At 62.9% G+C, this 24,640-nt stretch carries 21 protein-coding genes, 2 tRNA genes and 1 pseudogene; 14 read left to right on the forward strand and 10 right to left on the reverse strand.

Going from position 1 to position 24,640, the window contains the following annotated elements; translation table 11 throughout:
* Positions 1 to 37: 37 nt before the first annotated feature.
* Positions 38 to 712 (forward strand): alpha/beta hydrolase, encoded by a 675-nt coding sequence (locus ACYG9R_RS27580; RefSeq protein WP_023669128.1) that lies wholly within the window; start codon positions 38 to 40, stop codon positions 710 to 712.
* 212 nt (positions 713 to 924) lie between these two features.
* Positions 925 to 1,572 carry an FMN-binding negative transcriptional regulator gene (locus tag ACYG9R_RS27585; RefSeq protein WP_023700865.1) on the forward strand — a complete coding sequence of 216 codons (648 nt, stop codon included), beginning with the start codon at positions 925 to 927 and terminating at the stop codon, positions 1,570 to 1,572.
* Positions 1,573 to 1,610: 38 nt separating this feature from the next.
* Here the strand turns inward: ACYG9R_RS27585 and ACYG9R_RS27590 are convergent, their stop codons facing one another.
* Genes ACYG9R_RS27590 through ACYG9R_RS27605 form a run of 4 tightly spaced genes read right to left on the reverse strand, consistent with a single transcriptional unit; the run spans position 1,611 to position 5,299 of the window.
* Positions 1,611 to 2,507, reverse strand: coding sequence for a phosphatase PAP2 family protein (locus ACYG9R_RS27590; protein WP_023825125.1), 897 nt, complete (start codon positions 2,505 to 2,507; stop codon positions 1,611 to 1,613).
* A 30-nt stretch (positions 2,508 to 2,537) separates the two neighbouring features.
* Positions 2,538 to 4,181, reverse strand: a complete 1,644-nt coding sequence (locus ACYG9R_RS27595; protein ID WP_023825126.1) for an ArnT family glycosyltransferase — start codon at positions 4,179 to 4,181, stop codon at positions 2,538 to 2,540.
* A 58-nt stretch (positions 4,182 to 4,239) separates the two neighbouring features.
* Positions 4,240 to 4,572, reverse strand: a complete 333-nt coding sequence (locus ACYG9R_RS27600) for a lipid-A-disaccharide synthase N-terminal domain-containing protein (RefSeq protein WP_023669132.1) — start codon at positions 4,570 to 4,572, stop codon at positions 4,240 to 4,242.
* Positions 4,565 to 5,299 carry a glycosyltransferase family 2 protein gene (locus ACYG9R_RS27605; RefSeq protein WP_023739402.1) on the reverse strand — a complete coding sequence of 245 codons (735 nt, stop codon included), beginning with the start codon at positions 5,297 to 5,299 and terminating at the stop codon, positions 4,565 to 4,567. Before ACYG9R_RS27605 ends, ACYG9R_RS27600 begins: the two co-directional genes overlap by 8 nt.
* A 254-nt stretch (positions 5,300 to 5,553) precedes the next feature.
* Here ACYG9R_RS27605 and tyrS point away from each other — a divergent pair, with 254 nt between their 5' ends.
* On the forward strand, positions 5,554 to 6,807 hold the full coding sequence (gene tyrS / locus ACYG9R_RS27610; RefSeq protein ID WP_023825127.1) for a tyrosine--tRNA ligase: 1,254 nt from the start codon (positions 5,554 to 5,556) through the stop codon (positions 6,805 to 6,807).
* Between the two features lie 17 nt (positions 6,808 to 6,824).
* Here tyrS and ACYG9R_RS27615 read toward each other — a convergent pair whose 3' ends face one another.
* Positions 6,825 to 10,211, reverse strand: coding sequence for a DUF3971 domain-containing protein (locus tag ACYG9R_RS27615; protein WP_023825128.1), 3,387 nt, complete (start codon positions 10,209 to 10,211; stop codon positions 6,825 to 6,827).
* A 162-nt stretch (positions 10,212 to 10,373) separates the two neighbouring features.
* Between ACYG9R_RS27615 and ACYG9R_RS27620 the strand changes: the two genes are divergently transcribed.
* The 3 genes and pseudogenes from ACYG9R_RS27620 to ACYG9R_RS27630 all read left to right on the forward strand — a co-directional run.
* Entirely contained in the window at positions 10,374 to 10,841 is a 468-nt protein-coding gene (locus tag ACYG9R_RS27620; RefSeq protein WP_023697549.1) for a peroxiredoxin, read from the forward strand.
* A gap of 165 nt (positions 10,842 to 11,006) precedes the next feature.
* The gene (locus ACYG9R_RS27625) at positions 11,007 to 12,284 is read left to right on the forward strand and encodes a M23 family metallopeptidase (protein WP_460221857.1); all 1,278 of its coding nucleotides are present in this window, start codon (positions 11,007 to 11,009) and stop codon (positions 12,282 to 12,284) included.
* Positions 12,285 to 12,454: 170 nt separating this feature from the next.
* Positions 12,455 to 12,670, forward strand: a pseudogene (locus tag ACYG9R_RS27630) (ABC transporter permease subunit); the annotation flags it as partial.
* A 75-nt stretch (positions 12,671 to 12,745) separates the two neighbouring features.
* Here ACYG9R_RS27630 and ACYG9R_RS27635 read toward each other — a convergent pair.
* The gene (locus ACYG9R_RS27635; RefSeq protein WP_023825131.1) at positions 12,746 to 13,927 is read right to left on the reverse strand and encodes a M24 family metallopeptidase; all 1,182 of its coding nucleotides are present in this window, start codon (positions 13,925 to 13,927) and stop codon (positions 12,746 to 12,748) included.
* 211 nt (positions 13,928 to 14,138) lie between these two features.
* On the opposite strand from ACYG9R_RS27635, the gene ACYG9R_RS27640 reads away from it, so the two are divergent.
* The 5 genes from ACYG9R_RS27640 (at position 14,139) to ACYG9R_RS27660 (ending at position 19,087) form a co-directional block, all read left to right on the forward strand.
* The gene (locus ACYG9R_RS27640) at positions 14,139 to 15,305 is read left to right on the forward strand and encodes an ROK family transcriptional regulator (RefSeq protein WP_023697545.1); all 1,167 of its coding nucleotides are present in this window, start codon (positions 14,139 to 14,141) and stop codon (positions 15,303 to 15,305) included.
* Positions 15,302 to 16,066 (forward strand): ATP-binding cassette domain-containing protein, encoded by a 765-nt coding sequence (locus ACYG9R_RS27645; RefSeq protein WP_023669142.1) that lies wholly within the window; start codon positions 15,302 to 15,304, stop codon positions 16,064 to 16,066. Before ACYG9R_RS27640 ends, ACYG9R_RS27645 begins: the two co-directional genes overlap by 4 nt.
* A gap of 41 nt (positions 16,067 to 16,107) precedes the next feature.
* The gene (locus ACYG9R_RS27650; protein WP_023684845.1) at positions 16,108 to 17,148 is read left to right on the forward strand and encodes a sugar ABC transporter substrate-binding protein; all 1,041 of its coding nucleotides are present in this window, start codon (positions 16,108 to 16,110) and stop codon (positions 17,146 to 17,148) included.
* A 160-nt stretch (positions 17,149 to 17,308) separates the two neighbouring features.
* Positions 17,309 to 18,304: an ABC transporter permease gene (locus ACYG9R_RS27655; RefSeq protein ID WP_023825132.1), complete on the forward strand. Its 996-nt coding sequence runs from the start codon at positions 17,309 to 17,311 to the stop codon at positions 18,302 to 18,304.
* A 12-nt stretch (positions 18,305 to 18,316) separates the two neighbouring features.
* Positions 18,317 to 19,087, forward strand: coding sequence for an SDR family oxidoreductase (locus ACYG9R_RS27660; protein WP_023825133.1), 771 nt, complete (start codon positions 18,317 to 18,319; stop codon positions 19,085 to 19,087).
* On the opposite strand, the gene ACYG9R_RS27665 is transcribed toward ACYG9R_RS27660, so the two are convergent.
* On the reverse strand, positions 19,088 to 19,909 hold the full coding sequence (locus ACYG9R_RS27665; RefSeq protein ID WP_023825134.1) for a M15 family metallopeptidase: 822 nt from the start codon (positions 19,907 to 19,909) through the stop codon (positions 19,088 to 19,090).
* A gap of 87 nt (positions 19,910 to 19,996) precedes the next feature.
* Here ACYG9R_RS27665 and ACYG9R_RS27670 point away from each other — a divergent pair, with 87 nt between their 5' ends.
* Positions 19,997 to 20,545: a hypothetical protein gene (locus tag ACYG9R_RS27670; protein WP_023825135.1), complete on the forward strand. Its 549-nt coding sequence runs from the start codon at positions 19,997 to 19,999 to the stop codon at positions 20,543 to 20,545.
* A 75-nt stretch (positions 20,546 to 20,620) separates the two neighbouring features.
* Here the strand turns inward: ACYG9R_RS27670 and ACYG9R_RS27675 are convergent.
* Positions 20,621 to 20,696: transfer RNA gene (locus ACYG9R_RS27675), tRNA-Val, on the reverse strand.
* 218 nt (positions 20,697 to 20,914) lie between these two features.
* On the opposite strand from ACYG9R_RS27675, the gene ACYG9R_RS27680 reads away from it, so the two are divergent.
* Positions 20,915 to 20,991, forward strand: a tRNA-Asp gene (locus ACYG9R_RS27680).
* A gap of 45 nt (positions 20,992 to 21,036) precedes the next feature.
* Here ACYG9R_RS27680 and ACYG9R_RS27685 read toward each other — a convergent pair.
* Both ACYG9R_RS27685 and ACYG9R_RS27690 read right to left on the reverse strand, forming a co-directional pair.
* Positions 21,037 to 22,224 (reverse strand): protein kinase family protein, encoded by a 1,188-nt coding sequence (locus tag ACYG9R_RS27685; protein ID WP_050589311.1) that lies wholly within the window; start codon positions 22,222 to 22,224, stop codon positions 21,037 to 21,039.
* Positions 22,217 to 22,507, reverse strand: coding sequence for a hypothetical protein (locus ACYG9R_RS27690; RefSeq protein ID WP_155923347.1), 291 nt, complete (start codon positions 22,505 to 22,507; stop codon positions 22,217 to 22,219). The genes ACYG9R_RS27685 and ACYG9R_RS27690 overlap by 8 nt, the downstream gene beginning before the upstream one ends.
* A gap of 1,388 nt (positions 22,508 to 23,895) precedes the next feature.
* Here ACYG9R_RS27690 and ACYG9R_RS27695 point away from each other — a divergent pair.
* Positions 23,896 to 24,123 carry a hypothetical protein gene (locus ACYG9R_RS27695; RefSeq protein WP_023713545.1) on the forward strand — a complete coding sequence of 76 codons (228 nt, stop codon included), beginning with the start codon at positions 23,896 to 23,898 and terminating at the stop codon, positions 24,121 to 24,123.
* Positions 24,124 to 24,640: the final 517 nt, after the last annotated feature.

Raw genomic sequence — 24,640 nt, forward strand, 5'->3', positions numbered from 1 at the left:
CGGGCGCCGCGCATTCGTATGCCATTTGGAGTATTTCATGCCTGAGGTCATTTTCACCGGTCCGGCCGGCCGCCTGGAGGGCCGCTACCAGCCTTCCAAGGAGAAGAGCGCGCCGATTGCCATCGTGTTGCATCCGCATCCGCAATTCGGCGGCACGATGAACAACAAGATCGTCTATGACCTCTTCTACATGTTCCAGAAGCGCGATTTCACCACGCTTCGCTTCAACTTCCGCGGCATCGGCCGCAGCCAGGGCGAATTCGACCACGGCACCGGCGAATTGTCGGATGCCGCCGCAGCGCTCGACTGGGTGCAGTCGCTGCATCCGGATTCCAAGAGCTGCTGGGTGGCCGGTTATTCCTTCGGCTCCTGGATCGGCATGCAGCTTCTGATGCGCCGGCCCGAGATCGAGGGCTTCATCTCGATCGCGCCGCAGCCCAACACCTATGATTTCTCGTTCCTGGCGCCCTGCCCGTCATCGGGTCTGATCATCCATGGCGATGCCGACAAGGTGGCGCCGCCCAAGGATGTGCAGGGCCTGGTCGACAAGCTGCACACGCAAAAGGGCATCACCATCACGCAGAAGACCTTGCCAGGCGCCAACCACTTCTTCGCCAACGACGCCGATCTGCTGCTCGAGGAATGCGCCGACTATCTCGACCGACGGCTGGCCGGCGAATTGTCCGATCCGCGGCCGAAGCGGCTGCGCTAAGAGCAATTCCAGGAAAAGTGTAAACGGGTTTTCCGTCCGGAATTGCGTCAAAACAAAAACTCCCGGTCCGATGCCGTCACAGTCGTGCCCATCATGGGCGCGACAATGCCATTTCGGCTGATCCAAACGGTGAAGCCAGCCTGACATGTGGCGCGGCTCGGCTGAACGGTGCACAATGCCGGTTCAGCCAGCGCAAGAAGGCATGACCGATCATGTACCAGCCTCCCCATTTCCAGGAAACGCGGCCGGACGTCCTGCACGGGCTGATCCGGACGCATCCGCTGGGGTTGCTGATCTCCAACGGCACCGATGGCCCGGTCGCCAATGCCATTCCTTTCCTGCTTGATGCAGAGGTTGGGCCGAATGGCCGGCTGCGCGCCCATCTGGCCAGGGCCAACCCGCAATGGCGTCAGCTGGCCGACAATCCGACATCGCCGGTGCTGGTCGTCTTCCAGGGCGCCGACGCCTATGTGACGCCGTCCTGGTACGAGACCAAGCGCGAGACCGGCAAGGTCGTGCCGACCTGGAACTACGCCATTGTCCAGGTGCGAGGAACCGTCAGAGTGATCGAGGATTCCGCCTGGATCGCACAGCAGATCACCGAGCTGACGCTGTCGCAGGAAGGCGCCCGCGAGGCACCCTGGGCGGTGACCGATGCGCCGCCGACCTTCATCCAGTCGCAAATCAAGGGCATTGTCGGGCTTGAGATCGAGATCGCCGAAATCAGCGGCAAGTGGAAAGTCAGCCAGAACCGGCCTGTCGCCGACCGCGTCGGTGTCGCCGAAGGGCTGGAGAAGGACGCCGCCGGCGCGCCTGACATGGCTCGGCTGGTGCGGAGCTGGGGTGGCATCGACAGCTAGCTGGGGTGGTCTTAGATGGTTCCAAAGGCGTCAGCAATTCAGTTGCTTGCCGGCGCTGCTCCAATGCGGAAATTCGTCTTGTCTCGGCGCATCGTTTTGGTTTGTTTGCGAGCCCGACGGAATAGGCGGAACGTAGTTTTTGCCACCGGCAACCCCGACGCCGTGTAGCGGAAGATACATCCCAGCCGGCCAAGCACCATCGCGCAGACGATGGCAACAGCACAGCCAAGGCCGAATCCGGCGACAGTGTCGCTCGGGTAGTGCGCGCCGATAAAGATCCGGGTCGATGCGACCGACAAGGTTGCTGCCAGCAGCACCCATCTGCGCTGGGGCAACAACAGCAGTGCAATGCCGAAAATGACGCCCATGGTCGTGGCATGGCCGGACGGGAAGCTGGCAAAGCGCGCCTCCAAGGAAAAAGGATGCAGCGACAGATCGCCGAGCTTGTCGAAATTCATCGGCCTGGCTCTGCCCACGCCATATTTCAGCACGTTGACGACCATGGCCGAGAGTGCGATCGAACCCAGCACCATGAAAGCAAAGCAGGTCCAGTTGTAGAAGGTCATCCGCGCGCGCCGGGAAAGGCTGCGCCAATCCGTCAGATTCGCGGCAATCAGCACCAATACCGACGGGACAAGATACCAGCCGCCTAGGCCGAAGAAGGTAAAAAACTCGGCGATGCGGAAGACATTGGTCGAGCCTGAAGCCCACTCCCTCGCCATGGTCCCTGCAAGATGGTCGAAACGGAGCGACACCGCGATCGTCAGCAAAAGCCAGGCCACAACCCAGACCGACCACAGGATTTTCGGGTAGCGCGCCGGGCGCGTCGCCAGGCGATGCCGTACAATCCCGAAAGTATCGCGGAAATTAGCGACAGACTGCCGGAGCATGGCAGGCAAAGCGGCACGCGCCGGCGATGGCGACTTCATCAACATGCGGAGCTCGGCGCGATCATTGAAGAGCTATCAGTTCGCCACACGGTACAGGCCGAGCGACAATTTATCACCTGACGAATAGTTGATGCCGTCGATCTCGGCGACGCGGCTGGCCTTCTTGCCTTGCCCTGCCAGCAGGTCATCCAGCCGTTTTTCATCGCCGACCGGCGCCAGGCCCAGCGCGCAGGCCGGATCGCCAAGCAGATGTTGCGCAACCCCGTCGACATCGGTCAGTACCGTCTTTGTGCCCACCAGAAATACCAGGCTCGGTTCGTGATATTGCGCGGAGGCGAGCACGCTCATCTCACAGGGACGATCGGCGCGAACCGCAGCCTCGATTTCCCGGCTCATCCAAATCGGTTTCAGTGACGGCACGATGACACCGAACAGCAGGGCGTAGGTTATACCGGCGCAAACCGCAGCCCCGCCGATGCGGACCAGCGGCACCAGCGTCTGGCGCGAAACAGCGAGGTAGCCGGCGCCCAATGCTGCCGCGGCGGCCGGAACGCTCCACCATAAAAATGTCTTCATGAGATAGATCGGCGCACCGACGCAAAGCACGGCGAGACCGACTGTCACCAGAACGGTGCCGAATTCGGTCGCCCACCACAGCCATGTCTGCCAGCGCCTGAGCGGCGCATTTGCCTCTTGCGGCGTCAGCGTCAAAAGCCAGCCGATGAGCAGGGCCATGCCGGGATAGGCCGGCAGCACATAATGCGGCAGTTTCGTCGGGATCAATTCGAAGACGAGCCAGAACGGAACGTACCAGGCGAGGCAGAAACGCAGGCGCGGATCGTCGCGCAATCGGTTGAGCGCCTGCAGTCCGGCGCCGAGCGCCACAAGGCCGAACGGCCACATGAACAGGCAATAGGTCAGCACGTAGAAGCCCGGCGGAACGCCGTGCGACTCCTCGCCTTGCGCGACCTTGCCGAGCATATCCTTGCCGACGGCCTGCTGCAGGAAGGCGCCGTTGCTCTTCCAGGTGATGAGGGCGAGCCAAGGCAGCACGATCAACAGCACCAGAATCAGCCCACGCCCGGCTTTCAGCCTCGCCAGCCAGCGCCAGTCGCGCTCGAAAGCAACCAGCGTGAGCACCGTCAGCGCCGACAGCAGCGGTGCAATCGGCCCCTTGATGAGGATAGCCGCGCCCTGCGCAGCCCAGAAAATCCACGGCAGATGGCCGGCGACAGGCTCGTTGCGGCGCGATGCCAGATAAATCTGCGCCAGCGCGCCTTGCGCCAGAACGCAGCAGGCAAGCAGCATCGCGTCGGTCTTGGCGTCACGGCCTTCGAAGGCGGTGGCGAAAATCGCCGCCATGACCAGGCCGGCGGCAAGACCGGCATTGGCGCCGAACAGATTGGCCCCGGTCCAGGCGATTGCGACGACGGCGATGGCGATGCCCAGCGCCGAGATCAGCCGGTAAATCCAGATCGGCGCCTGTGCCCCCTCGCCGCTCAGCGTCACCGCCGCCGATTGCAGCCAGTAGATGCCGATCGGCTTTTGGTAGCGCGACGCGTCCTGGAAGCGGATGTCGACATAGTCGCCGGTCTCCGTCATCTGCTTGGTCGCCTGGACGAAGCGCGGCTCGTCGCGGTCGAGCGGCGGCAAAGAGGCCAGTCCCGACGCCGTCATCATCAGGCTGAACAGGAAGAGAAATATGTAGTTCCTGCTCATTTCGACACCGGACAGACTGGTCAACACCGGACAGACTGGATTTGGCGGGACTGGTGGCTCAGTCGACCTTGGTCATCGCCGCCTTGCGCTCATTGGCGATGAGCCATAAATTTCTGACATAGATCACCATGCCCATGGCCTGGCCGGCGATGAACACCGGATCCTCACGCTGGATGGCGTAGACGAGCAGCAGCCCGCCGCCGAACAGCGAGAAGAACCAGAAAGCGATCGGCACGACGCTGCGCTTGGCCTTTTCCGAAGCGATCCACTGCACCAGGAAGCGCATGGTGAAGAAGAACTGGGCAACGAAGCCGAGCAGAACCCAGGCGTCGAACTGCTTGACGAAAACCTGGTGCAGCCAGGTCGCCAATTCCTGAAACACGTTAGCCATGCGTGATTTCCTCTACCTTTGGCATTCTGCGGCGCCGGCGCCGAAGCCACCAGACGCCGGCGAGATCGAGCGCGCCCTGCAGGCCGCGATCGAAGATGCCGTAATTCGACTTGCCGTGGCGGCGCGAGCGGTCGACGACGTCGCAATGGACGACGCGGTAGCCTTCCTGGATGACCAGGGCCGGAACGAAACGATGCGTGCCGTCGAAGAAGGGCAGTTTGCGTAGGATATCGGTGTGGATCGCCTTCAGGCCGCAGCCAGTGTCGCGGGTGTCGTCATGCAGGATCGCGCCGCGCAGCCAGTTGGCGAAACGCGATGCCAATTGCTTGATCTTGCTGTCGCGGCGCTTCAATCGCTGCCCCTGCGCGGCGCCGAAATCGGGCCCTGCCCGACGCAGCGCATCGACCAGAACGGGGATATATTGCGGGTCGTTCTGGCCGTCGCCGTCGATGGTGGCGACGATCGAGCCGCGCGCCGCCCAAGCGCCCGAGCGCACCGAAAGCGACTGGCCGGCGGATTTTTCGTGCCGCAGCTGCCGAAGCGGAAACGGACGTTTGGCGGCTTCAGCGGCAAGCACCGAAGCGGTGTCGTCAGTCGAACCGTCATTGACGACGATGATTTCGAAATCGCGCCCGGTCATCGCCGCCTCGATCTCGTCGATCAGCAGCGGCAGGTTCGCCGCCTCGTTGCGGCAGGGAATGACGATGGATATCAATGCGTCCGGCATATCGCGTCGGGCTCTGTCACAAGATATGGCATTCGGTGGATGCCGTGCGGTGCCGTTCCAGCGGATCGAACCCGTTGGCGCGGCGCCTCATTACGCCAGCCGACAGGATGAAGCAAGCATGCGCGGCAGTGCAGAATAGGCTGTCCATGCCGGCGCAAAATCGGAAACCACTTTTGCTTGACGCGCTTGGATGCTAAACGCCCGCGTTCAGGCCATGCCGGGCCGTTCGGACCCGGCGCTTTCAGGAAGAAACAATGTCCGCCTTCAAGTCCGATTTCCTGCGCGTCATGAGCGAGCGCGGCTTCATCCACCAGATTTCGGATGAGACCGGGCTGGATCAACTTTTCGCGAAGGAAACCGTGACCGCCTATGTCGGCTACGACGCCACGGCGACCAGCCTGCACATCGGCAATCTGATATCGGCGACCATGCTCTACTGGATGCAGGAGACCGGACACCGGCCGATCGCGCTGATGGGCGGCGGCACCTCGATGATCGGCGACCCGTCCTTCCGCGACGACCAGCGCAGCCTTTTGACGCCCGAGGCGATCGCCACCAACATCGAAGGCATCAAGCGGATTTTTGGCCGCATCCTGCGCTTCGGCGACACTGGCAATGACGCCATCATGGTCAACAATGCCGACTGGCTGATGAAGCTCAACTATGTCGAGTTCCTGCGCGATGTCGGCCGCCACTTTTCGGTCAACCGGATGCTGACCTTCGACAGCGTCAGGCTGCGGCTCGAGCGCGAACAGTCGCTGTCCTTCCTCGAATTCAACTACATGATCCTGCAAGGCTATGATTTCGTCGAGCTCAGCCGCCGCCACGACTGCCGGCTGCAGATGGGCGGTTCGGACCAGTGGGGCAACATCATCAACGGCGTCGATCTCGGCCACCGCATGGGCACGCCGCAGCTTTATGCGCTGACCACGCCGCTCCTGACGACATCGTCGGGCGCCAAGATGGGCAAATCGGCCAAGGGCGCGGTGTGGCTGAACGGCGACCTCTTCTCGCCCTATGATTTCTGGCAGTACTGGCGAAACACCGAGGATGCCGACGTCGAGCGCTTCCTGAAGATCTTCACCCGGCTGCCGCTGTCGGAGATCGCGCGGCTGGCCGCCCTTGGCGGCTCGGAGATCAACGAGGCCAAGAAGGTGCTGGCCACCGAAACCACGGCCATCGTGCACGGCCGCGAGGCGGCGCTCGCGGCCGAGGAAACTGCGCGCAAGACATTCGAGGAAGGCGTGACGGCCGAAACGCTGCCGACCGTGGAAGTGGACGACGCCGCGCTGGAAGCCGGCATCGGCATCCTGTCGCTGCTGGTCAGCGCGGGCCTTGCCGGGTCAAACGGCGAGGCAAGGCGTCACATACAGGGTGGCGCCGTGCGCCTCAACGACCAGCCGGTGGCGGACGACCGGCGGATGGTGACGCCTCTTGATTTGAGTCCGGAAAACGTCGCAAAGCTTTCAGTGGGCAAGAAAAAGCACGTGCTTGTGCGGCCTGCCTGAGCCGTCTTCTGGGATCCTCAGCGATACTCGAAGATCGACCGGAAAATGCCCGGCGCGATTACCGATAGCGGGTTGATGTCCAGCACCGGCTTGTTGGCGTTGCCCTTAAGCCGGTAGGTGACGCCGATCAGGCCTCGGTCGCGGCCGTTGCCGAGCAGAACGCCGACCAACGGCAACTCGCCGAAGATGCGGTTGAGGCCATAGGCCGGCATGAAGGTTCCGGTCATGTCCATATTGTTGTTCTGGTCGTAGAGCGTGCCTTGGAAGGTGGTGCCGATGCGCGGGCCGCGCAGCACGCCATTCGCCAATTTCAAATAGCCCGACCCCTTGTCGATCTCGGTAAAGCCGCGCTCGAACTTTACCCGCGAAGTGTCGATCTTGCCCTTGACCGCTTCGTTCAGGCTGCGGCTGTCGCCGGCTGGCGTAGTCGATACGATGGACGCAAGCTTCGGTTCATTGACGATGAAGAAGTTGCTCGAATCGACCTGTCCCCGCATCGGGCCGTCGGCTGCGCCGCTGAGCGCCAGCGTGATCGATCCGCCTTCCATATGCTCGTAGATGTTGAGGAAGCGCAATATGGCGCCTGCGTCGGCCGACTTCATGGTGAGCGCGCGAGCACCATTGCCTGCCGTATTGCTGATGGTGATGGCGGCGCCGGAACTTGCCGCGGCGCTGACCTTGAGCCTGTTCACCCTGGAGCCGGCGGCACTGTAGTCGAGCTTCAAATTGGACAGGACCTCGTCATGGAACCCGCTTAGCGAATTGACGTCGGCGCTAACCGAAACCGCGTCCGTGCCGGTGGTTTTGGTGGCGGTATCGACATCGGAGGTGAACTGCTTGATCAGCGAGCGGGCATCGAGCGCGTTGCCGCTGACATCGACTGCGAAGCCCTTGCCCGACCGCTTCACCGTCACGGCGACATCGTCGCCCCGGTTCAAGGCGACTTTGCTGAAGCGGGCCGAAGACAGCGCGCCCTTGACCAGGACGACATCGCCTTCGACCGAAAAGCTCTTTCCGTCGAGGTCGAAGTCAGACAGCGTCGTGGTATCGCCGGACTTGCTCATGGTAAAAGTGGCATTGGCGGCAATGCCCGGCCCCTTGCTCCAGCCTGCCCAGGGAATGTCCAGCCTGGCGCTCGTCAGGTCAACGTCGACGTTCTGGCTGCCGCCTTCGCCGCTCTTGTCGATTGCCACCTTGATGGTGCCGGAAATCAGCGGCGACAGGCCAGGCATGGCGATGGCGCGCGTCTTGTCGTCGAGCACAAGCGCCACCTTGCGGCTGCGCGGCGGCCCGCCATCCCTGAGCGGCTCAACCAGATCGAGCTCGGCTGGAATGCCGTTCAGCCGCGCCTTGGCAGAGATCACCGCCTTGCCGGGCCCGACTTCGATCGAGCCGTCGGCATCGGTCACCATCTGGCCTTCGAACGGCTTGGCGAGCGACAGGTCCTTGTAGTCGAGCGATACCAGCCAATCGAGCTTCGACGTGTCGACGCCGGATTGCAACGGAATGTCGGCCTTGACGTGGCCGGTCACCGTGCCCGACAGGTCGTCCGGCAAGATGCCGACATGGCGCATGGCGTTGATCGGTTCGTAGGAGGCAAGTTCGGCGATGGCCGGCGCCTCGCCGGCGACGTCGATGTCGAGCGCGCCGATCACCGGCGGGTGGTTTGCCGCCTTTACCGACAGTGTGCCATTGCTTGCCGCCACGGTGCGGCCGCTCGGCATATAGACGCTGCCCGACGACAGCGCGACGTCGACATCGTTGCCGTGGAAGGAAACGACGCCGACGGCATCGCGTATCGGCGGGATGCGGCCGGCGGTGTCGAAACGCGAGCCCTCGACCTGGAAGCGGCCGAACACCTCGTCGGCCGAAAGCGGCACGCCGTTGCCGAGACGCCCCGGCACGACCTGGAACTGCAGGCTGGCATCGACGACGCGGCCGCCAAACAGGTTCTGCAGCACCCACAGCCGCGCGTTCTTGGCCGAGAACCAGGGCCACAATTGCTTGACGTGCGAGACCGCCATGTCGTGGACGTTGAGCGACACCGAGATACCCGGCGGTCCGTTGTCGATGAAGGAAACCGCAGCGGTTCCCAGCACTTCGCTCCCCGATCCCGACCTGATGCCGATCTGGTCGGCGACAAGCTTGCGGCTCTTGATCTGATAGACGCCGGCGATGCGGGCGAAGAAATTCAGCGCCGGCTCGGGCGATTCCGAAGGCGCCAGCGTCGAGCCGTCGCTGGTCAGGTCGTAACGATAGGAAGGCTCCTCGCCGGCCGCGCCGGTCGACGGCTTTGGCCCGATCGAGCCGGCGAAATTGAACGCCGAGCGCCCGGTCTTTAGAACCAGCCTGCCGACATCGATCTTGTTGGAGCCGGAGACAAGGGCGGCGTCGACATCGACATCGGCCGGCAACAGCCCGCGTGTGCCGAGGTCGAGCACCGAGCCGGTTAGCGACAGCGAGCCCGTCAGCCGCGAATCGGTCTCGCCCGAGCCTTCGGATCCCGTGAGCTTCAAAGCCATCGCGCCGGTTCGCCCGCCGGCCGCCGGCGTTGTCTCCGCGACATCCGCCATGTCGATGGCGGCGTTCAAGGCGGTAACGCGCATCGAGCTCGTATCGCGGGTGGCGGTGGCCGTGACGGTGAGCGCGCGGCCATCGACATCCGCCTCGGACGAGAACTCCATGCTGCCGGGGCCTGACTGCAGCACCGTGGCGTTGGCGATCGTGACCAGCTTGACCGATCCGGCCTCGGGCAGCTCGAACGCGACATTTTTGAGATCGATGCGGCGCATCGAATCCTCGCGCACGGCATCGAGTGCACGATTGACGTCACTGAAGACGACGGCGGCCAGTTTTTCCGGATCGATGAGACCGTCTTGATTGCGCAGGCGCGCTATCCAGTCACCACCCGACGGCATTGCCGCGGTGACGATATGGGCGTCGGAAATCCTGGCGCTGGTCAGCCGAACCTCGCCCGAAAGCAGCGGGACCAGCCGGATGCCGAAGCGGACGCGCCCGGCATCGGCCATCGGCTTGCCGTCGGCCGTCTCGACGCTGACATCCTTGACCTGCAGCGCAATGAAGCTCGATCCGTCAAGTGTCAGGCTGGCAGGACCGACGGCGACTTTGACGTCGAAACCGGCCAGTTTCTCGATCGCCGTTTCGGCTTCCAACCGCAGCCGTTCGCTGCCGATGCCGGTGGCGCCGATGACGTAGATGGCGGCCGCCGCCAGCAGCACAAGGGCTCCAATGCCGGCAAACAGCCGGGCAAGGATGCGAAAGCCGCGGCCGATCCGTGCCTTGCCGAGCGGCGGCACGCGGCAAGCGGACGGGAAAGCCCCCAGGTCGGTGATCTCGTCACGCCTGAACCGGATTTTCTCGTGCTGCGGTTCTTCCTGATCCACGCAATTTTCCGTTGTGCGAATTCGATCGTGGACGAATCCCCGCCCGACATTATAACGACGCAGGCTAGAGCATGATGCCGAAAAGTGTGAGGCGGTTTTCGGACGACATCATGCTCTATCTCTTTGATTTAGGGCCGCGTAACCTCAAACAAGGGCATCGATATGGCTGATCTCGACGTTGGCGACGTTGCGCCGCAATTCGATCTTCCGCGCGACGGCGGCGGCTCACTCAGCCTTGCCTCGATGCGGGGGAAGCCCGTTGTACTTTATTTCTATCCGCAGGACGACACCACAAGTTGTACCAATGAGGCGATCAGCTTTTCGCAGCTGAAGCCGGAGTTCGAAAAGGCCGGCGCCGTGGTGATCGGCCTGTCGCCGGACAGCGTGAAGAAGCACGACAAGTTCAAAACCAAATACGATCTCACCGTCGACTTGGTTGCCGACGAGGAGCGCAAGGTGATCGAGGCCTACAATCTGTGGGTCGAGAAGACGATGTATGGCCGCAACTATATGGGCGTCGAGCGGGCGACGTTCCTGATCGGCAAGGACGGGCGGATCGCCGGGATCTGGCGCAAGGTCCGGGTGAAAGGCCATGCCGAAGCAGTGCTGGAGGCGGTCCGCGCGCTCTGAGGCGCCACCGATCTGGCCAACGCCGCGCAGTGCATTAGGGGCAATAAGACATATATGCGGTTGGCTGACACCGTTGGTCACTAGCGCGCCCGCGACGGCAAAACTTTGTTAACCCTAATAATGTGTAATCGGGCTTCGTTGGTGTCGTAACGAAAGCTTGGTCCCGTGAACCTAACCGGTCAGTCAGCGGTCTTCGGCAGGCGCAAGGAGCCGCATACGGTCATCATTGCGCGGGGCAATGAAATACGGCATTTCACCATCCGGCCGTGGCTCGTCGCCTTTCTCGGCTCGGCACTGGCGGCGATCGCCATCGGCTATCTCTTGGCGACCTCCTATCTCGTACTGCGCGACGATCTGATCGGCGCCACCACGGCCCGGCAGGCGCGCATGCAGCAGGCCTATGAAGATCGCATTTCCGCATTGCGCGCGCAGGTCGACCGCATCACCAGCCGCCAGCTTCTCGACCAACAACTGATGGAAACCAAGGTCAGCGAATTGATCGAGCGGCAGAGCCAGCTCAGCCAGCGCCATGGCCGCCTCGGCCCGATTCTCGAGCGGGCCGAAAACGAGGTCGGCACGCCGGCCGCCGCGGATGTGGCGGCAAAACCCGACGAGCATGCCGAACTGACTGGCGGCGAGCCACTCGCCTATTCGGTCGCCAGCCTCGGTTCGGGCGACACCAGGCCATTCTCGCTGTGGTCGACACGCTCCGACCCGCTGCCCAGCGAAACGGCTGCGGACCGCGCCGACAAATTGTTCGTCTCGATCAATGATTCACTGAAGGCTATCGAAAGCCAGCAACTCACCCGCATCGAGACCCTGGCCGACAATGCCTACAAGAACGCCGACGCCATCACCCAGGCGCTCCAGGCGGCCGGCCTGCCGGTCGACAGCGATTTCGGCAAGAACGAAAGCGATGTCGGCGGGCCACTGATCCCGCTTGACAGCTCGATGATGTTCGACAGCAAGGTCAAGGAACTGGACGAGGCGCTGGATACGCTCGACCAGTTGAAGAAGGAGGCGCGGCGGCTGCCGCTCGCCAACCCGGCGCCGGGCCACTCCGTCACCAGCCCGTTCGGCGTGCGCACCGACCCCATCCTCGGCACCGCTGCCCTGCACTCGGGCATGGATTTCCGCGCGCCGGTCGGCATGGCAGCCAAGGTCACGGCGGCCGGAATCGTTACCAAGGCCGGCTGGAACGGCGGCTATGGCCGCATGGTCGAGGTCGATCACGGCAACGGCTTTGCCACGCGCTACGGCCATCTGAGCGAGATCGACGTTGCCGTCGGCCAAAAACTCGCAGCCGGCGACATCATTGGCAAAACCGGCAGCAGCGGCCGCTCAACCGGCCCGCACCTGCACTACGAAGTCCGCCACAATGGCGAGGCCATCGACCCGCTGCGCTTCCTGACCGTCGGCAAGAAGGTCGAGCAGTATCTGTAGGGTCAAGCCAGGCGGCTGGTTGCACGCCCCCGCCTCCTTCACCCGTTGTACCATCCTGTTGTTTGGCAATCCGACATCGCGTGCTCCGGCGTCGTGATCGTTGACTCACGCCCTGCGGCGTGAAGTTTCTGCAAGCTGGAAACCCTCTGAGGCACGCGCCCAGAAGTGTTTGGAGCCTGCGGCTGCCGCGCGCTTTGCCGATGCTGTTCTCATCGCTGAGGATTGCCTCGGCCACCGCCGTGATCAGCGCCATTGTCGGCGAATGGATCGGCTCCGACCAAGGCCTTGGCGCGCTGATCATCCAGGCGTCCTTCAACTACCAGTCGGACCGTCTCTACGCGGCGATCGTGCTGTCATCGGGCCTGTCGATCGTCCTGTGGTGCTGATCGAGCGCCGGGCCATCCGATACTGAGGAGATGCCGTCGGGCGGGGTCGCGACACCGCCGGGTGCTGCCGGCCGGTCAGGATTTGACATGGATGTCTCGCGGGAATTTGGTCAGCGTCTCATGGCCGGTCTCGGTCACCAGAATGGTCTCGCTGATCTCGATGCCCCAGCCATCCATCCACATGCCAAGAATGGAGTGCAGGACGTTGCCGGGTTGCAGCGCGGTCTTGTCGCCGGACCGCAGGCTGATCGTGTGCTCGCCCCAATCCGGGGGATAAGCGACGCCGATGGAGTAGCCGATGCGCGATTCCTTCTTCAGCCCGTAGCGCTGGATAACCTTGCGCCATGCGGCCTCGACCGCTTCGGCTGTGGTCCCCGGCCTGACCGCGTCGAGCACCGCATCCATGCCTTCGATCACCGCCTTTGCGGTGTCGGCGACGCGCGCCGGCGTCTTGCCGAGCTGCATCGTCCTGGCGAGGCCGGCGGCATAGCGACGGCAGACGCCGGCAAGTTCGAGCGCAATCGTCTCGTCCTTGCCGAACCGCCGGTCGCTCCACATGATGTGCGGAGCCGATGCATTCTCGCCGCCGAGGATGGTCGGCGGAAGCGCCGTGATGTCGCCGGCAAAGTCGGGGCTGCCGGCAATCTGCGCCGCCTGGATCGCGGCAATCGCATCGCATTCGCGCACGCCTGGCGCGATGACTTCGAAGGCCCACGCGACGGCTGCTTCAGCCAAGGTCGACGCCTTGCGCAGGTAGGCGATTTCCGGCGCGGATTTCACGGCGCGGATCCAGTTCACCAGGAGATCGGCGTCGTGCCATTTCGCATTGGGCAGGCCGGCGACCAGCCGGGCATGCGCCTTCGGCGAGAAATAATAGGCTTCGAGCTCGACGCCGATATGTCTCGCGCCCCAGCCCTTGGCGACGATCCAGGCCCCTATCCAGTCCATCGGATGGCGATCGGCGCGCTGGACATGGTCCTCGGGAAAACCAACAACATTCTCCGGCTTCATCCAGGCCGTCAGCAAGCCGCCTGCCGCATCCATGGCGCGGCCGATCCAGACCGGCTCGGCCTCGTCTTCGATCGGGACCAGCACGACCTGCGGCGTGTAGAACGACCAGCCGTCATAGCCGGTGATGTAATGCTGGTTCGCGACATCGTTGACGACCAGCAGTTCGAGCCCACGCGCCGCCATCTCGGCGCGGATCTTCTGGAGCCGCCGCTGGTACTCATCGCGCGCAAAAGGCAATTCGATCATCGGTTTTCCTGCTGGATTGTTGGCCGGCGAGCCCCACGCCCGCGTGACGTCATTCACCATTGCGGTGGTTTCAGCCCGGCTGCAATCAGCCAGCGCGACGAATGGGACAGGTCCTGCACCGCGCCCGGGAACCGTCGCGAATTATTTTTGAATTCCATTTGACTGAATAAATTGCCTGTGCAAGTCTTGGCCTTCCTAAGGGGCGCGGGACATGGCACTGCGGGGGACCAATCAGGAGTTCGGGCGGCCTTACAACCGGCGCATCGTCCTGGAGTCCATCCGTCTTCACGGTCCCATAGCTCGCGGCGACATTGCCAGCCGGGTAGGCCTCACCGTCCAGACCGTATCGACCATCGTTCGCGAACTCGAAGAGCATGGCTATGTGCTGTCGCTGCGCGAAGAGCCGCGCGGACGCGGGTTGCCGCCGGCGACGCTCAGGATCAACCCCGAGGGCGGCTATGCCGTCGGCGTCCACCTCACCCCGCTGGGGATCGACGCGGCGCTCATCAATCTCAGCGGCGATGTCATCGAGAGCATGCATCGCGAGGCGCCGCATGCGACGCCTGACCATGCCTTCGAGCTGATCGGCGCGATGGTGCCCGAGTTGACTGCGCTGCGGCCCGGCGGGCGCGTGCTCGGCATCGGCATGGCGCTGCCTGGACCGTTCGGCGTGGAGTCGATGAGCTTCGTCGGCCCGACGACCATGGCCGGCTGGAAGGATGTCGCGCTGCCGGAACGGCTGGCGGCGTCGACCGGGCTGCCGGCCTTCTTCGAAACCGACATGGCGGCGGCGGCCATGGGCGAACGGCTTTACGGTCTTGGCTCCGGTTATTCCGAATACTACTACCTCTATTTCGGCGTCGGCCTCGGCGGCGTCATCGTGCATGACGGCGCGGTGATGCGCGGCGCCTGGGGCAATGCCGGCGAAATCGGACACATCCCTGCCGTTCCCGGTGGCGAGCCTTGCCCATGCGGTAACAGCGGCTGCCTCGAACGGTATCTCTCGCTCGAAGCACGTCGCCGCCGCAACATCAGCGACGCCGCCTGGGTGGCCGAGATCGCGCCGATCTTCCGCAACGCCATCGTCACCATCGAGAATGTGTTCGACCCGGAAACCGTCATCCTCGGCGGGCTTGCGCCCACCGACCTGCTCGAAAAGCTGGTCGGCGCGGCGGGACAGCTTCCCAATTCGGTCTCGGCGCGGCGCGACCGCAAGACACCGCGCGTGACGGTGGCGACCGGCGGTAAGCATTCGGTGCTGCGCGGCGCTGCCGCATTAGCCGTTTCGGGCGTGCTGTCGCCGCGCTTCGGCCAGATGTTCATTGCCGAGCGCGAGCGCCGGTCCGACCTCATGCACAGCAAGGGAGTGGCGGCATGACCGAACCGCTGCTGGTACTCGAAAACGTCACCAAGAATTACGGCGCCATTCATGCGCTGAGGGGCATCAGCTTCTCGATCGGCAAGGGCGAAGTCGTGGCGCTGCTCGGCGACAACGGCGCCGGCAAGTCGACACTGGTCAAGATCATCGCCGGCGGCCTCGAGCCGAGCTCCGGCCGCATGCTGTTCGAGGGCAAGGAATTCCTGGCGAAAACGCCGGCCGAGGCCAAGGCTGCCGGCATCGAGACCGTCTACCAGGACCTGTCGCTCTGCACCAATGTCGACGTCGTCGCCAATTTCTTCATGGGCCGCGAAATCACCCGCAAGGTTCTCGGTGTCCCCATCCTCGACGAGCGCGCCATGGAGGCCGTGGTCGGCAAGGCGCTGGCAAGTGCGGGCACCCGCATCCCGTCGCTGCGCACCAATGTCGAGCATCTCTCGGGCGGCCAGCGCCAGGCCATCGAGCTCAACCGCTTCGTGCATTGGGGCGGCAAGCTCGTGCTGCTCGACGAGCCGTTCGCCGCCCTCGGCGTCGAACAAACCAGGCGCGGTCTCGAGATGATCCGCCAGGTGGCCAACCAGGGCATCGGCGTCGTCATCATCACCCATATCATGCAACAGGCCTTCCAGGTCGCCGACCGGATCGTGGTGATCCGGCAAGGCGTCGTGGCCGGCGATGTCGCACGCAACAAAACAAGTCCCGATGCGGTGATCAACATGATCACCGGTGAGACGCTTGCCGGTGCCGGACCGGCAGGTTGAGGGACAAAAGAGGGGTCCGGTATAAAAGAGGAGCGAACGACATGAAGCGAATACTGGTTCTTGTCTTCGGTATCCTGGCACTGGCTCTTGCCTCGCTCACGCCGGCAATGTCCCAGACCAAGGGCACCGTCTATTATATGGTCCCGACCCTGCTCGATGAATTCCAGACCGGCTCGGTGAGCGCGCTGGAGCTGTTCCTCAAGCAGGTCGGCTATGAGGTGAAAACACTCAACGCCGACAACAAGACCGACGCGCAGCAATCGCAGATGAACGACGTCATTGCGCTGAAGCCGGCGGCGATCATCCTGGCCGCCGTCGATTTCAACGCGCTGAAGCCGTCCATCGAAGCGGCGCGTGCGGCCGGCATCCCGGTGGTCGAGTTCGACCGCCAGATCACCTCGACCCCGTCCGATTTCACCTCGGTGGCGGGCACGGTCGAGATCGGCTACGTCGCCGCCGAGCAGGCGCAAAAGCTTCTGACCGCCAAGAACGGTTCTGTGAAGGGCAAGATCCTGCAGGTGCTCGGCGATCCCGGCGATCCCTACACGCTCGACATCCAGAAGGGTTTCGAGGAGAAGTTGAAGGCGTTTCCTGACGTCAAGATCATCTCGCTGCCGGCCATGCAATGGGAAGCCAGCAACGCCGGCACGATCGTTGCCGACCAGATGCTCGCCAACCCCGACATCGACCTGATCTTCAGCCATGCCGCGCACCTGTCGGTCGCAGCCGTCGCCTCGCTCGAGGCCGCCGGCAAGAAGCCGGGCGACGTCATGCTGATGAGCTCGAACGGCGCTCCGGTCGGTCTCGACCTGATCCGCAAGGGCTGGCTCAATGTCGAAGTCGAGCAGCCGCTCTACGCGCAGGCCGCGGCCGTGGCGATGTTCATGGACAAGATCGCCGGCAAGCAGGAAATCAAGCCTGGCGAGTATGACGTGCTCGGCTTGAAGTCGACCGTGACCAAGGAGAGCTGGGGCCCCAACATCAAGATCCCGGGCGCCGCCATCACCAAGGAAAACGTCGACAATCCGGCCTTTTGGGGCAACCAGAAGCCGCCGACGGACACGATCAAGTCTGTCGAATAGTCGCCTAGCGAAGCGCTCCGGGCCATTGCGGCCCGGAGCCTGCCCATTCACGACGCCGCGTCCCAGGACACCGTGGCGAACCTAAACCCGCGCCTGAACACGACGAAATCGAGCTGATTTCTCAGCCTGATTTTCTCGGGGGCGCCAACCGGATCAGCCCATGAACCCGCGCAGCCGCAAAGCCCTGGAGTTCGTCCTCGACAACCTCGTCTGGTTCATGCTGATCTTTGTGCTGGTTGTCTTTTCCGTCTTCGTCCCCAACTACTTCCAGCTCGGCATCTTTGCCAACATCATCGAAGCCTCGAGCGTTCTCGGCGTGATGTCGATCGGCCTGTCGCTGGTCATCATTGCCGGCCATATGGACCTGTCGGTGGAATCGGTGGCCGCACTCAGCGCCATGACGGTCGGCATCCTGTTCTGCTCGTCGGGTATCGGCATGGGCATACAGTTCAATCCGCAGTGGCTGATGGTTCCGGTTTCGCTGCTGGTTGCGCTGGCCGTCGGCGGCCTCATCGGCGCCTTCAACGGCTATCTCGTGGTCAAGGTGAAGATGAGCGCCTTTATCATTACGCTGGCGTCCTACATCTGGGTGCGCGGCCTGGTGCTGGTGATTTCCGGCGGCCGCTCGGCACAGGATCTGGCACCGGCCATCCGCTGGTTCGGCATCCAGCGAATGGCCGGCCTGCCGCTGACCGCCTGGATCGCCGTCGCCTGTTTCGTCCTGTTCTCGCTGCTCATGGCCAAGACGCCGTTCGGCCGCCACCTCGTAATGATCGGCGGCAATGAGACAGCGACCTTCCGCGCCGGCATCCGCGTCAACCGCAACCTGATCATCGCCTTCGTGCTGGCTGGCGCCATCGCCGGCCTCGCCGGCTGGCTGCTCGCCATCCGCACCTCGGGCGCCACCGCCAATCTCGGGACCGGGCTGTTGTTCAACGCCTTTGCCGCCGTCGTCATCGGCGGCGTCAGCCTGAAAGGCGGCGTCGGCACCTTGCCCGGGGTCTATGCCGGCGTGCTGCTGCTCTCCTCTATCAACACGGCGATCAATCTGATGGGCCTGCCGGCGAATTTCACCCAGGTGATCCACGGCCTTTTGGTGCTCGCCGCCGTGCTGCTCGACGCCTTCAAGCAAACCATTCGCCAAAGACTGGCATAGGAGACGGCTGGCATGACAGGACGGCTCGAAAGCAAGGTCGCGCTGATCGTCGGCAGCGCGCGCGGCATCGGCAAGGGCATTGCGCTGCGCTTTGCCGAGGAAGGCGCAAGGCTGGTCCTGGCCGACAGCGAGGCCGAAGCCGGCCAGGCGACCGCGGACGAGCTCGGCGCGGATTTCATTCGCACCGACATCTCGCAAATGGCCGATGCAGAAGCTGCGGTGGCGCTGGCGCTGAGCCGCCATGGCCGCCTCGACATCGTCGTGCAGAATGCCGGCATCTATCCCTGGCAGCTGATCGAAAACACCAGCCCGGACGACTGGGACCGGGTGATGGCGGTCAATCTGCGCGGCACGTTCAACGCCACGCTGGCGGCGCTGGCGCCGATGAAGGCGCAAGGTTACGGGCGCATGCTCTACACCTCGTCGATCACCGGTCCGCACGTCACCAGCCCCGGCCACGGCCACTATGCCGCCAGCAAGGCCGGCATCAACGGCTTCATCCGCTCGGCGGCGCTGGAATTTTCGGGCTACGGCATCACCGTCAACGGCGTCGAGCCCGGCAACATCCTGACCGAAGCGATCGAGCTGCATCGCGGCGCCGCCTACATCAAGAACATGGAGGATTCGATCCCGCTCGGACGCCTCGGCAGTCCGCGCGACGTCGCCAACGCCTTCCTGTTCCTCGCCTCCCACGATGCCAGCTACATCACCGGCACCACCATCGTCGTCGACGGCGGCCAGTTGCTCCCCGAAGGCAAGGATTTCCGGCTGCTGCCGCCGTGATCAGCCGGATTTCTTGTACAGCAGCAACTCAGGCCGGTACTCGAAGTGCATGGTGTCGTAGTGATACCAGCGCCCGCCCCAGATGAAGCCGTTTTTCTCGAACAATTCCACGATTTCCAGCGGAATCCGGTTCTTGAAGGGAATGTGGGCCTTCGGGTTGGTTTTGTTCCTGTTGTTGTACCAATAGTCGGAGAAGCCGACATTGATATCGAAGGCCGCTCCGAACGAGTGAACGCTCAACCGGTCGGTGCCGGCGATCGGCCGCCAGACAAAGCCGCCGCCGGGCTTGAGCCCGTAACGGCTCAGCTCCGCGGGCATCGCCTCAAGCGCAGCGGAGACCTTGCCCAGCCGGTCGTTGATGCCGAAAATCCTGGTGACCTGCACGGTCTTCTTGCCGAGCTTCGGCAACCATTTGACGTTGGCGATGTGCTTGCCCACCTCGGCGGCACTTGCCCCGTAGAGCTTCTCGAAGAAAGGTTCATTGCGGATACGGCCGGGATCGAAATCCTCCGCCGGGACCAGCGCGCCCTCGGCTGCTCTGGGATAGACGTAGCGAAACATGTCTTCGATGTCGGGGCTCTCAAGCAGCGCGTCGGCGTCGCGCGCCTTGCCGTCGTTCCACACCATGGTGGTGCCGTCGGTCCAGGTCAGGACATTGCCCGAAATGGTGAAAAGGCCGGGATAGGCCTTGAGCAAGGCTGCCTTGGCGGCGGGCTGGTCGACGCCGTCGCCCACATTCCCCGCATAGGCGAAGCGCCCAATACCAGAGATTGCCAATGCCAATAGCAGCTGTAACATCAGCCGCCGTGGATGGTCGATCATTGTGCTGCCTCCGCGAGGGCTTTCATTCATCGTGCATTTAACAAGGCAGCTGTACCATGCTGGTCGAATCGAACGGGAGACAAAATCATGTCAAAAACCTTCAATGCTTTGATCCGGATGACGTTTACATTCATCTGCCTGGTCGGCCTGGCCTCGTCCGTCTCTATTCTTTTTCCAGCCACCGCATCCGCCCAGCGGATGCAGCGATGCGCCGACGAAGGCGAAATCTGCCGCCTGCCCTACCCCTCGGAAGTGGTCTACGGCGCGCGCGGGCAGACCACTTCGCGCTTCATCGATCGTCGTGCCGTGCCGTGTACGAATCGCGTCTTTGGCGACCCGGCGCCCGGCCGCGACAAGGCTTGCTATATCGTGAGGCGCGGCGGCGGTGACGACTATGGCGACAACAACGACGATGACAATTACGGTGATGACGACTACGGCCAGGGCGGCGGCAGATGGGTGGCCTGCGCCTCGGAGGGGCGGTTCTGCGAGTTCCGTGGCCGCAAACTGGTGAGATACGGGGCGCGTGGCCAGTACGTCCAGGGCGTATTCAGGAACGGCGTCACATGCAGCGTCGACGCCTTTGGCGAGGATCCCATCCGCCGCGTGAAGAAGAACTGCTACGTCAAGCGATAGGTTGCACTGGGAAAGAAGTGCGGGTGCGGCTCATTGCGGCCGCGCCCGGCATTCGAGATATGGTCGGCCGGGATATGGTGGGCGATGACGGGCTCGAACCGCCGACATCTTCGGTGTAAACGAAGCGCTCTACCAACTGAGCTAATCGCCCGCTCCGGCCGGACCTTTAAGCGGTCGCAACCGGCTTCGCAAGGCCAAATGAACAGCTGCGAGCTTAGCCGCACAGTGGTTTTCGCGGGCAAAGTGCCGCCCGTCAAAAAACCTTCTCCTGTTTGCGTTTATGCTGTCCAGCTGCGCTTGACACCCGGTGGCGAACCCCTTATCCACCGCCCCACCGACGAACACGGCTGACACGTGCTCGTCCAATGCGCGGGTGTAGCTCAGTTGGTTAGAGTGCCGGCCTGTCACGCCGGAGGTCGCGGGTTCGAGCCCCGTCACTCGCGCCATTCATTTCAAGGGGTTAGCTACCGCCCCTTGAAAAGTTTCAACTCTCATTCTCCGGAGAGTTTCAACTTTCTGTATTCGTTCCGTTCCAGGCCAAGCAGCTTTCTGCCTTTGCGGCGGCTGGCATCGGCTGAGCGGACGGCGGCCAGATTGACCGGCATATAGGTCTTCTGCAGCGCCTTGTTCCCGTCGATCGAATTGCCCATCTTGGCCGAGATTGCCTCGACCGACGCGCCTCCGGCATTCGCCTCGACCGCGCCGGAACGCCGCATGTCCATCAGCCGCCGCTTCTCCGATGTCCCGAATACCAGCGTGCGCAGATCGGCAAAGTCGTCGACCAGAGAATCCTTCGTGTAAGGCACGCCGGCGCGCGGCCGGCCGCCCTTCAGGCCCGGCGCGAAACCGCGCGAGCGAAAGATCGGCGCATCGTCAAGCAGGGTGACGCCTAGTGATTCGACATAGGCCAGCACCAGGCGCTGCGTGCGTGACGACAGCGTGCCGAAAGCCGCCTCGCCACTCTTGCTGCGTGCAATCAGAAAACCCCATTCCTGTGCTGTCTGCATTGCCTGCGCCGGTTTGAGCGTGCGCACGTCGACGGGTGAGAAGCTCGTGTCCCACGCAACGGCGATGATGCAGGCCAGTCCGCGGTAGCCGGCGCGCCAGGCGCCCTTGACCATGCGCACCGCCTCGCCTGCCGTCCAGGTCTGGTGGCGCGGTGGTGGCGTCTGGCGGCGGATCGCCTGCGATGGGTCGGAGCCGGGCGGGCATAGCTTCATGCCGGCCATGACATTATAGAGCGAACGCCACGTCTTTACGGCACGGTAGGCGATGTCGACACCTTTGACCCGCAGCAGACGGCCATACCAGTCGTCGAGCAGCTCGAGGGTGATGTCGGCTGGCGGCAGGTCGGCGAAGTACGGCTCGATGAAGGTCCAACCGCGCTCCCAATCCTCGCGGGTGCGCGGTGGCTTGCGCTTCCATGCATCCATGCGGCGATAGCGTGCAAAGGCGTCTCCGATGGAATCCTTTGGCCATACATGCAGGCGCGACGGCTCCCTGCCCTTGCGGAGTTCCTGCCAGCGGTCTTCCCACTCCCGGGCTATCGTCCAAGCCTCAGGCCCGTCGATTCCACAGGAAATGCATCTGAAGCCAGCTTCGACCATCTTCGGCGTCGGCAGCCAGTAGCCGTATTTGCCCTTACGGATGACGTAGTGCTTCAACTTGATCTTACCCAAGGGTCGCCAGCCTCGCTCTTGCAATGTCAATGCTAGACTGCGCGCCGGATCCTGATCCTGCAAGACCCGAGCGTCGATCGAGCCAGGAGTCGATCGCAACCATGTCGTAGTTGCCGGTGATTGGGCAGGCCTTGGGAAAGCCTTGATCCTGCAACGCGGGCAGCAATTCCATGAATTCCCGCAGCGTCAGGTGGAGATAACGCGCCGCCTTGATCGCCGGCACCAGCCGTGGTTGTACCGGGAAGCGGATAGATGACGGTTGTAATGTGTGGGTTTGGCTCATGGCACCAAAACTCTATCCACCGTCCATCGGGCAGCGGATGGGCGCCTTGTGGTTGGGCGGGTGTGAATCTCGCCCGTGTAAGAACCTCCGCCGTATAGCATGAGATTTTCCTACTCCATGATCTCGTTATTCCTGCATCGAGGGGGAATGAGGCTTAGAATAGCGGCCTTTCTCCCCCATGCCTATTCATCCAATCCTTAATCGCAGAATCGGCAGCCACAGAGCGAGAATACTAGTAATCGGCGGCTTCGAAGCCGCTACGCCCGGCCAACCCAGCATCGCCATGACAGCGTCTGGCTTGTGCGTAGTCAGAATCGCACCCTGTGCTCTGGCGAAATCACCAGCCTTGAAACGGCACCCTCGTTTGGGGCGGCGGCCCGGCGTCTCGCCTGCGGCGTCGCCATGCTGACGCTCCTTCGGCGCCGGTTAGCTGATTTCACGGTCACGAACTTGCTTCGGCAACGAAATGGATTTCTTCCCGACTACGACGACTGACATGGAGATGCGCAGTTAGCGAGCATGAATGGTCTCTGCGAATTCCTCGGTCTCGATGAGCCAACGGCATGCGCGTCAGCATCGGCCCGGCATGGTCAGGATCGATCCAAGGTTCCCTTGCCATATCCGTCCAGTGGCCATCTCACGTCGTAACGGTCAGATCCTTGGCATGCCTTTTGGTCGCAGTGTTCGCCTCTGCCGGCAATGCGGAAGAGAGCGTTGGGAGCCCGGTAACCGCGACAGCCGCGGCGCTCGACGATCTCAAAGACGAAACCTTCGCTGTAAGTTGTAGAGCTGGAGCACGCTCTACACCGTGGATGGGGCAGCCGCGCTCGCTCCGAGACCATTAGGTCGAAATAGTCGTCGGCCTGTGGCTGAGACCCGATCGCGCTGTTTTACCGTTCGGGATCGGGACAATTGAGAGGCGAAAGCTGTGACAATGGAAAGCCCGCCACCGTGAGCCAGACCAGAAAACTCGTATTTTAGCACCGACGAAACAAAGCTCGCTATTCTGCGTTGAGGCTCGTCGAACAACGGAGCTTCACGAATGGATCCGGCAACTGCAGCTGTGATGATTTTGCTTTCTTGCAGTCCCGCCCAGGGAGTCTGCAAGCCACTCGATACATCACCGTCCATGTTCGGATCCCTTGACACATGCCAGTTGGCGTTATCCGTGAGGCTCGAGGGCGCTCCCAACGGGGAGATCGTGGGGCGATGCAGTTCGATCGATCCCTCCGCTACAGGTTCCGTTCCAGCCGGGTATAGCACGATTGTCGTCACGCGGGGCACAGGGGCGGGTGCGGTGAGCAGTCGCTACATCGTGCCACACAAAAACTGAAGCCAGCCACCGTCAGGCAGCCGGCTATTCATTCTCGACCGGACAATTAGAGGCCTTGCCCTCCCTCTATGAAGCCATACTCGGCATCGTTGGCTTCGCGCTCGTCGTCCGCTTCGCCATGGTCGTCGCCTTCCCTGTCATCGGTCCCGGTGACTTCGATGCCACCGGCCAGACAGGGTTCGAGATCCGGGTCGGGCTCTACGAAGTCGAGCAGCTACATCAGGCGTTCTTCATCTTCGATCGAGCGACCATGTCCGAAAGGCAGAGGTTCGTGGCTGGATAGCGAAGAATCGCACACGGCTTTCCTTCATTTGCATGGTCCGCAGAGATTAGCATTATCGCCTACTCTCATCTCGTCCGGCGTCGCTCCCTCAAAGCAGCGCCGGTAAGGCTCGGCGCCCTTCTTGGTTTCTCCCCGTATGTCAAAAGGAGGTCGCCGGGCCTTACCAGGCCCCGCTGCTCATCGCCTGCGGGGTGTCCTGATGGCTGAGCTTGGCCCCGTGGCCTAACGGCCAGAACCAAACGTTCCGAAAAGCCTTCCTAGGCTGGCGGCAGCCGAAGGGCTGCACAAGAGGGATCGTCAGACCGCTCCTGGCGCACCACAGCGACACCACCAAGCTGTAAGTCAGGTCCATCGGCCCTGCTGATGAGTGCCCTTGGACAGATGGATTGCGTTTGCCACGAAAAAGGAATCGTACCGGCCCGTTCTCAGCACGTCAGCCGGAACGGGCCATGGGCAGAAGCAGCCGACTAGCTAAAATCGCAAGACGATCGAAGGACCACGTCGGCGATAGCACCGG

The sequence above is a fragment of the Mesorhizobium sp. RSR565B genome (assembly GCF_054719465.1).